At 53.4% G+C, this 9,835-nt stretch carries 5 protein-coding genes; 3 read left to right on the top strand and 2 right to left on the bottom strand.

Going from position 1 to position 9,835, the window contains the following annotated elements; translation table 11 throughout:
• Positions 1 to 871: 871 nt before the first annotated feature.
• Positions 872 to 1,870, bottom strand: a complete 999-nt coding sequence (locus SH573x_RS16125; protein WP_479348623.1) for an IS110 family RNA-guided transposase — start codon at positions 1,868 to 1,870, stop codon at positions 872 to 874.
• A 494-nt stretch (positions 1,871 to 2,364) separates the two neighbouring features.
• On the opposite strand from SH573x_RS16125, the gene SH573x_RS16120 reads away from it, so the two are divergent.
• The 3 genes from SH573x_RS16120 (at position 2,365) to SH573x_RS16110 (ending at position 9,111) form a co-directional block, all read left to right on the top strand.
• Positions 2,365 to 4,341, top strand: a complete 1,977-nt coding sequence (locus SH573x_RS16120; protein WP_479348622.1) for an acyltransferase family protein — start codon at positions 2,365 to 2,367, stop codon at positions 4,339 to 4,341.
• Positions 4,342 to 4,614: 273 nt separating this feature from the next.
• The gene (locus tag SH573x_RS16115) at positions 4,615 to 7,638 is read left to right on the top strand and encodes an alpha-amylase family glycosyl hydrolase (RefSeq protein ID WP_479348621.1); all 3,024 of its coding nucleotides are present in this window, start codon (positions 4,615 to 4,617) and stop codon (positions 7,636 to 7,638) included.
• A gap of 174 nt (positions 7,639 to 7,812) precedes the next feature.
• Positions 7,813 to 9,111: a cation:proton antiporter domain-containing protein gene (locus tag SH573x_RS16110; protein ID WP_479348620.1), complete on the top strand. Its 1,299-nt coding sequence runs from the start codon at positions 7,813 to 7,815 to the stop codon at positions 9,109 to 9,111.
• A gap of 61 nt (positions 9,112 to 9,172) precedes the next feature.
• Here SH573x_RS16110 and SH573x_RS16105 read toward each other — a convergent pair whose 3' ends face one another.
• Positions 9,173 to 9,739, bottom strand: coding sequence for a type 1 glutamine amidotransferase domain-containing protein (locus SH573x_RS16105; RefSeq protein WP_479348618.1), 567 nt, complete (start codon positions 9,737 to 9,739; stop codon positions 9,173 to 9,175).
• Positions 9,740 to 9,835 lie beyond the last annotated feature (96 nt).

Here is a 9,835-nt window from a genome sequence, read left to right as displayed (position 1 = left end):
GCAGGACCACCAGTGATTGGCTGGCGCAGTATGTCGGGCTGAGGGAATCCCGGTCGAGTGATGCTGTATTCGCTTGGCAGCAATAATTCAGCAGTGCGCACACGTCGACGCAAAAAGATAGACGACGAATAGAGAACTAGCAAATTGATCGTATATCGAAATATCTGACGACTTGGACGAGCTGACCAATTAGTCAACTTGTAACATTTGTGTCACCTCCACCGGCGAAGCTGGGGGAGGTCGCAGACGAGGCGTTAGCCTTCGTCTGCGGGAGGGGGCACTGCGCTAGGCAAGACTTCTGCGCTACTAATTACCTCCACTGCCAAGACCCCTCCCGAATCTCGCAAAGCCTCGATTCGACCTCCCCATGCTGCGCATGGAGAGGTGACCGTCACCTCCACCGGCGAAGCTGGGGGAGGTCGCAGACGAGGCGTTCAGCCTTCGTCTGCGTGAGTGGGCACTGCGCTAGGCAAGACTTCTGCTGTAGCCGAAGTCGCCAGACTTTGGACGCATCACCACTCAACGTCCAATCTCTGGCGAGATCGGCTACACGCCCAGACCCCTCCCGAATCTCGCAAAGCCTCGATTCGACCTCCCCATGCTGCGCTTGGAGAGGTGACCGTCACCTCCACCGGCGAAGCTGGGGGAGCGACCGTCTAGTTGGTAGTCAAGGAAGAATCTTAAATTTCTTCCTTCGCTTGGGCATCTTGGGGGCCAGCCCCCAAACCCCCGGGATTTTTCAAGGCATGGCGCCGGTAACTCAATGTTTGATTTCCTACAGGCGCAGCATTACTATGAACTGTGCTAAGTGAAACATAGCAAAGCTCTGCGGGGACGCAACTTTGTAAGGGATAACTTAGTCGCCGGTGAGTCAATGACCCGCCGAGCACGTAGCGCCCGTGGCCAGGCTGGCGACAGCTTGGTCACGTGCCTTCTTCTCGGGGTCCCACATCGTTTGCGTACGTACCATCTCGTGAAGGATCAGGAGCAGCTTTCGCATGCTCGCGATCAACGCCAGCTTCTTCGGTTTTCCTCGGCTTAATAACCTCGAATAGAATTTCTCGACCACTGGATTCTTTTTGGTTGCCACTAAGGCCGCCATGTATAGTGTACGACGCACCGTTGATCGACCTCCGCGAATGCGTCTCTTGCCATCGCTCTGACCGGTTTGGTTGGCCATCGGAGCTACACCAACAAGCTTGGAAATTTCCGTACGAGAGATTTTTCCAAGTTCAGGAAGTTCAGCACACAGAGTGACTGTCGTGATGAGACCCACGCCTGGCGCGCTGGAGATGATCCTTACGTTAGGTGTCTCTTTGCTCATCTCCTTGGCTTGCTCCTTGAGCTGCTCGTTCAGAGCTTTTAGCTGGTTTTTCAGCATTTTCAAGCTCTCTTCAACGAATTGCTTGACCGTCTCATCCTCAAAACGCAAGCGATTCTTCTCTTGGTTGATCATCGTCATGACCTGTACTCGACGACGCGTAAGCGACCGAAGCTTCTTCTCTCGCTCGGTAAGCGGCTTGGTCAAATGGACTTTGACCTGCTCACCAAAATGCCGAATTACTTTGGCATCAATGGTATCCGTCTTTTCTAGATACCCGTGTGCCTTGGCGTAGTAGTGAGTCTTGCGCGGGTTGACCACTGACACGTTGACCTTCGCCTCGTGTAGCAGGTCAACCATGATATTCTCATAACCACCGCTGCTCTCGCAAACCACAAGTGTCTTTTCAGGCTCTTGGATGCGCTCGATCAACTTGCCAATGGACGAGACCGTGTTGCTAATCGTTGAAGGCAGCTTGCCCTGGGAATCGGAAATGTCTAGCTTCTTGGAAGCTACATCAATGCCGATCACGCGATCATATGTTGTCATTGTAAACTCCTACCTAGTAAATTCAGGCTTCCTCGCACTTGGCGAAGAGCACTCAGCGACCGTTCGGATAGAAAACAATCAGCTGCCCGACTTCGCTCCCCCACGAGCTACAAATGTGTACATTCGTTCGGGGTCGATAAACTGTCTGGGTAGCTGAGTCCGACACCGTTGCAACGACGTCGAACATGAACATCTTAGTTGGCCGCTATATACTAGGTCGCAGACGCGGCGTTCAGCCTTCGTCTGCGGGAGGGGGCACTGCGCTAGGCAAGACTTCTGCTGTAGCCGAAGTCGCCAGACTTTGGACGCATCACCACTCAACGTCCAATCTCTGGCGAGATCGGCTACACGCCCAGACCCCTCCCGAATCTCGCTGCGGCTCGATTCGACCTCCCCAAGGCGAATCCTTGGAGAGGTGACCGTCACCTATAATGCCAAGACCCTTTCCGAGTTTTGTTACACTCGATTCGACCGCCTATGGTGCGCCCGGAGAAATGCAAATTACCAATACCAGCGGCACTTGTTATCGACCAGACATTGACGGGCTACGTGGTCTGGCGGTGATAAGTGTTATGGTTTACCACGCCGGATTTGGACTGCGAGGTGGGTTTGTTGGTGTCGATATTTTCTTCGTGATCTCGGGTTACCTCATCACACAAATCATCGCTCAGGATTTGTTAACCGGCCGATTTAGTTTAAGCCATTTTTGGGAGCGACGCCTGCGGCGCATCTTACCTGCCGTGCTGGTAATGATGACGATCGTACTGGGGGCAGGCCACTATCTGTTGCTGCCTGATGACTATCGCGAGCTAGCGCAAGCGACACTGGCTCAGCTCCTTTGCAGTGGCAACATCTTCTATTGGTTACAGACGGGGTACTTTGCAGCTCCGGCTGACGTCAAACCGCTGCTGCATGTCTGGTCGTTGGCCGTGGAAGAACAATTCTACTTGCTCCTTCCGTTGCTTATGCAATTTGTTTTTTGCCGCGCTCGCAGATATCTAGTTCCTGTAGTGGCGATTCTTGCAGCTTGTTCGTTTATTGCTTGTGCCTTCGTTACACCGCGCTATCCGAGTGCCGCGTTTTACTTATTGCCAACGCGTGCCTGGGAATTGCTGGTTGGTAGCTTAATTGCATTGACGCCGGCACCATCAATCAGAGCGAGGCTACATTGCTCTGTCCCGCAACTGTTGGCACTGCTTGGTATGACTGGGCTGGTAAGTTCTCTACTATTATTCAAAGCCGATAGCTCGTTTCCAGGCGTAAAGGCGACTATACCGGTATGCAGCACAGCTCTGCTGATCCACCTGCATCGAACCTATGATACCTGGCCGCGAAGTTGGTTGGCGCATCGGTGGCTGGTGGCTATTGGGTTGGTTTCTTATTCGCTGTACTTATGGCACTGGCCGCTGATGGCCATGACGCGTTACCTGTTGGCTCCGACTCCGCCGATCGTGATGGTAATTCCTTTCGTTGCCAGTTTTCCCATCGCTTTCATATCGTGGAAATTTGTGGAGCAGCCTGTGCGGCGGCGCACGAACTGGATGGGCAGCGTGCTTTATCGCAGAGCGGCTGCAGCAGCGATGTTACCGTGCATGGTTTCGCTATGTGTTTGGTCGGGCCAAGGCTGGCCATCGCGTCTGGCCAGAGCAATGCCTCTACCCGAATTACCGCAAACGCTGGCCGATCGCTACTTTACCAGCGAAGTGGATTTTGTAGTGGAACAGTTGCCACACTTGGGTGCATCCCAAGCGGAGCCATCGTTTTTGTTATGGGGCGACAGTCATGCTCAAGCGCTCGCACCACTGATTGACGAAGTCGCGCGCGAGATGGGCCTGGCGGGCCGAATGGTTTCACGAGGAGGAACGCCGTCACTAATCAACACCTGGCGACAAAACTCAACGGACCAGGAAAAAGCAGACGCCCTGCGTTGGAATAGGAATGTGCTCTCTGAAATCAACTCACGTCCATGGCGGGCGATCCTTGTTGTCGTTGCCTGGCAGACTTATATAGGCGAGGCTGGTTTAGCGGACGCAGAGAGCCAGTCGAATTCCCTAGCGGTGCTTACGCGGCAGCTGACCCAGACGGCCCGTTCGATTCAGCTCAAGGCGCCCGTTTTTTGGATCCGTCCGCCACCTTGCCAAAATAGTGATCTAGCTGCGGCTATTCGCAAACACGCGCTGCACACTTGGATGGCTGAGCCTGGCAATGGACTCAATCGCCAGGATTTCGAGACACAAACCTCTGGGTTCACCCGTATATTCAAAGAGTTACATAGCACTCAGCACATCTGGGTCGATCCCAGTTCCGAGTTCTTTGACGTTGAAGGTCAGCCACGATTATTCAATGGCCGTGACTTTTGTTACGTTGATGATAATCATGTCTCAATGGCTGGTGCGCGTCTATATTATGGTCAAGCTATTAGACAGATTCTCGAATCGCTAGCCTCGAGCCAAACAACTGACATAAAATGAACTCTAAGCACGTGTCCACGTGCTTATAAGCGAGCTAAAGGAGTAGCCATAAAGATTGAAGCTTACAAACTGTGGATCAATTCAAAAGTACAATGCAGGTACAAGCAAGTCATGCACTCTGATTTTTAGTAAACGCATGGTTAAGTAGCTTTTTCAGGGTTGTAGTACGCTAGAATACTACTTCAGCTTTGGCTACTCCGCTGTTCAAACCAGTAGGCGACGATGAACTGGTGCGGCATCTCGTGCTCCCAAATTTCTGTGCAGGAGAATCGTATGCATCGCATATTCGTCTACACCAACTTGGCGCGACCTGGCCTGCATGTATGGCGTGAAGGCACAGCCATCAAACTGTTTCTGCAACCGGTCAGTAGCACTGTGGGCGGGGGCTGGGTGGAGTTTCAATGTCAACTCAGTTCCTCAGTGACGCAACCGGTGCGATTCATGTTGTTCTCGTTCAACGAACGAGGCACGCCGGGAGATTTTGAGAATGACGCCTTCCAGCGAGAAATGCCGCGGTTGACCTCGGGCGAATTTCCGGCGACGGTGTGGTGTGCTGCGGGCAACTCACGCGTGGTATTGAACGATCCGCGCGAGGCAACCCAAACCAAACTGCGCGTGCATTTGATTTCGCAATCGCGTTTTCGACCAAGCAAGATGTTCGTGTGGGATCCGGTTACCGGAGTGGGCCGTCGCATAGAACTATCCAGCCTGGATGAGTTGGGACCAGTATTCGATATCGATCTGGCGGCCCATGAAAAGTCATACTTCAACTTTAAATTCATCGGGCATGACCAAGATAAAAACTTCACGGTCTTCGAGGCAGACCAAGCCAATCGCTGGTTCGTCGCTGACGATGGCCAGGAAATCTGGACTCATAGCGGCACATCGACGGTCGTGCGCAACGTCCCAGCCTCTGCGACACTGACGATTCACTATCGTCAAGAATTCGCGAATAAGGCCCAGCTTCATCTCTGGGCCGATAACGGCGACTATAAAACTGATGTAGACAGCGTCGCTGCGGACGATGGTTGGTTGTCCTTCGAAAGCGAGCTCTTCACACAGTTTCCCTATAGTTGCTTGTTCCGCAATCCAGGTCTGGCGGACGAGTGGGAGAATCGGGAAGCCACGCGTTCCGGCATCGCCATAACAGCCGATACAGAATATTGGACGCTGGAAGGTGACAGTCAGTTGTTCGACACGCGGCCGGAGCCGGATCGAAGGCTCACGCTGACCGTGGCCAACCGGGCGCTCAGCCGACTGGAAGGCGATTTGTTTGCGCATGTGTGGGTGAACCGTGCGCGCGGCCCGCAGGACACGAACGTGGCCGTCTCGGCCAGTGGTGAGGTGACCTTATACGTTTATCCCAACGTGACGACATCTATTAAGTTTCACGACAGCCACGGCCGCTGGGAACGCTTTCGACACGCCATAGAATTGGGTGCTGCTGATGCTGACGTGAAAAAGTATGTAGTTCTGGATCGACCGCCGCTGCTTGCCAGGCTGCCTGCAGCGGACCTGGTGACTGATCCGCCATTTCGCATGCAGCGGCCTGGCGCGTATGTAGAAGGGGACCAAATTCACTTCGTGGTGCATACGCCACATGCTGCCGATGTGAACGTGATCGGAGAGTGGACTGGCTGGCTCCAACAGCCTGTACAGATGCACTCCACGCATGACGGCACATACTGGTGGGGCACAGTCAAGATCTCCGATGTGTTAGACGGATTAAGTGATGGGCGCAGCGACTATCACGGTGTTAAGTACCAGTTTCTATTCAACCAGGTAGAGCGACTGCAGGATCCTGCAGCTGGTTGGGTGGAAGCCTCGCGCACCAACGCTGCGTCACGCCTGGTCAATCACAGTCGGTTTGATTGGCACAATCAGTCTTGGGACCGGCCCACACCCGATTATTACATCATCTATCAACTGCACCCCAGTCGGTTTACCAATCGATTTGACGGCGAGCGACCGCTGCGACGCTTGGCTAGAGAAATTTCTGACAGAGCCGGTTACCTGCGTGACCTGGGCGTAACCGCGATTCAACTGTTGCCGGTTAACGAAGTCAGCAGCAATAACTCGTGGGGCTATGACCCGGCCTACTTTTACGCAGTCGAGAACAATTATTGTGGTCCGGATGGCCCCGATGATTTGAAGCATCTGGTTTACACCTGCCATCAGCACGGTCTGGCTGTAATCTTGGATGTCGTATTCAATCATGCAGGCGGTGACAATATTCTTTGGGATGTGGCACGCGACAGCTTCTTTGATGGAGACACGCAGTGGGGCGCACTGATCAACTTTGATCATCCGCAGTGCGTTCATTTCTTTGCGCAGAATCTGGTCTATTTGGCCAATGAATTTCGCATCGATGCCTTCAGGCTCGATCATACGGCAACGATTGTGCATTCGTCGGCCTGGGATGCGTGGAGCGGATCGGTGCGTCACTTGGGTTCGGGCGGTGGCTGGGAGTTTCTACACGGGCTGCGCCGCGCGGTGCAATCTCAAGTCAGCGGCCATTGCCTACTGATGGCTGAGCATCTGCCCAACGAATGGAGCATGACAAATCATGGCGGACCGATGGACACTCAATGGGGCGACGATTTTCATGATCGCTTGATTGACGCTTGCCGCCGACAGTTTGGCATGTCGCGATTGGCAGATGCATTGAAGCTGACTCACACCGTGTGCGACGATTGGTACAAGCTAGTCAATTATCCGGAGAGCCACGATGAAGTGGGCAACGTGCGCGATCGAGTGGCCTACGTAGCTGGATATGGTCAAGGATGGCGCATGTCCAAGGTGGCAGCGGCTGCAACGCTACTCTCACGCGGTATACCGCTGTTCTTTATGGGCGCAGAGTCGGGTGAGGACAAGCAGTTTCAATTTGGGAGCGCCGAGACTCTGAACATTGATGAATACTTGGCCAACGAAGATCGAAGTCGAATTCGCAACTGGTGGCGAGAATTAGCCCGTTTGCATCGCGACCCCAACATTCAAGGCCCCTCCCCGCTGGATGTGCGGTTTGCTGGTGACCAACTTTTGGCCTTTGCGCGTGGACAACACAACGAATACTTTGTCGTATTGAACTTTGGTGGTTGGTCGGGCCACATGAATTTGGCTCAGATGAAACTACCGTGGGGCGATTATCGCGAGCTGTGGAATTCAACCTGGCCTGCCTTTTCAATCGCAGCGGAAGATGAAGGTGAACATACCAACGGCGGCCGCGACTCACGGCTCAATGGCGGCGACTGGTTGCACATACCGGACTATGGAGTCGTTGTGCTACAACGCGTATAGATCACTGTGAGTGTGCCTTAAATTAGTGCATAATCCCGCGGACAGCTGGACTGGCATAACTTTAGCGGCGACGGAAAGCGACATTGAAACCTACTTGCCGAAAATCATCTGTCCCAAGAGTAATTTCAAGGGCAAGAGTAGATCGATTCAGCTTCTTGGAAATGGGAATTTGTAGTGCTGAGCGACTCCATCCAGTGGTACATGTTGATTGGTGTACTGCTCGTCTTTGTAAGTGCGTTGGAACCGCTCCTGAAGAATTCATGGCTAGCGCCTGTGCATCTGCAGTTGTTGGGCGGGCTCGTGGCTGGTCCATGGTGCTTGGATTTGGTCGATATCGATTTAATTGCGCACGCGCCCGTGTTGGAGATTGCCAGCGAAATTGCGGTGATCATCTCGCTATATGCGACTGGTATAAAGATGCGGATCCCATTGCGCAGCGGACGCTGGAAGGCACCCATCGTACTGGCAACTGTTACTATGGCGCTAACGATTGGAAGCGTAGCCCTGTTTGCCAGTCAGCTGCTAGGCCTGCCACTGCCGCTGGCCCTACTGCTCGGTGCCGTTCTGGCGCCCACGGATCCGGTTTTGGCAGATAAGATTCAGGTCCACGATGCCAGTGATGGCGATCGTTTGCGTCAGAGCTTGACTGGTGAAGCGGGCTTGAACGATGGAACTGCCTTCCCGTTTGTGCTGCTAGCGATTGGCCTGATCAGTCCTGTTGCACACGAACTTGGATATGCCCTGTGGAAATGGATACTGGTTGACTTGATCTGGAAGATTTGTGGGGGCGTACTGATCGGAGTGGTCGGCGGTCACTTGCTTGGCCGCTGCATGTTATGGTTTCGAAAACTGGGCGAAGGCAAAGGGTCAAGTGAGGAATTGTTGACGATCGGAATGATCGCCATCATCTATGGAAGCGCACTGGTCTTCCATACGTATGCATTTCTGGCAGTTTTTGGAGCGGCCATTAGTCTTCGACGCATCGAGATGAACGCAGATGAATCTTCCGTCGACGCTTCCACCGATTCCCAGATTGACAATCCACCCGCCGCGCTGGTGCAAGAGCAAACAGAAGTTGGTGCGGCCCTCGAGCAGATCGCCAAAGTGTTTTTGGTCTTCGTGATCGGGGCGCTGATACATCGCACCAACCTGGCCGACTGGCGGATCTGGGTATTCGCTTGCGTGCTGATCACGGCGATCCGACCTATTTGCGTTTTAACATCCTTGCACGTTCGATCGGTTAGCCTAACGCAGCGAGCGCTGATCGCCTGGTTTGGCATCCGTGGCATTGGTACGCTATATTACCTGTCTCACGCTGTTAATTTGGGCGTTGCTGACGAACATTCGGCGGACCTGGCGATAATTGCCGATTGCTGTGTAATCACAATTGTGCTGAGTATTCTTCTTCATGGAACCACGGACAAGCCAATGATGAAAAGGTATCACCATCATCAGGGGCGCCAACATGTCTAAGCACGTGGACGCGTCCACGTGCTCAGTTGCTTCCATTTCACGCCCGCTTTAAGTGATCGGCTTATGCATGCTGGTCGGCATGTCGGCCTTCGGCGAATTCCTCGATCGCTTTATCGCAAAACGCTGGCAGGTCGTCCGGGCTGCGACTGGTGACTAAACCGTTATCGCAGACGCATTCTTCGTCGACCCACTGAGCGCCAGCGTTCGTCAGGTCGGTTTTGACACTGGGCCAGCTGGTTAACTGGCGGCCCTGCACTACACCGGCTTCGACCAGCATCCATGGACCATGGCAAATGGCGGCGACTGGCTTTTGTTGTTTGAAGAAGTCACGCACAAAGTCGACCGCTTCTTCATTTACACGAAGGGCGTCCGGATTGAAAACACCGCCCGGTAACACCAGGCCATCATAATCTTCTGCTGATACTTGGCTGACCAGTTTGTCCACTCGGAATTCATCGCCAGGCTTGTCGTGATGAACCCCTTGTATCTTGCCTGACTTGACCGATACGAGATGCACTTGCGCACCGGCCGCCTTGATGGCTTCCCACGGTTTGGTCAATTCAACTTGCTCAAAGCCATCGGTCGCGAGAAATGCAATCGTTTTCTCAGATAGGGGTAGCTTGTTCACTTTGATGTCTCCAAACGTTACTTCGATATCGAAAGAGTACGGTGGAAGTACAGCTGAGCTATTTCTGTGCCATGCTTTTGAATGCACTGAAATGTG

The sequence above is a fragment of the Rania fehmarnensis genome (genome assembly GCF_056494185.1).
Note: the sequence above shows the minus strand (reverse complement) of the source record. Positions and strands in the feature narration are given on the sequence as shown.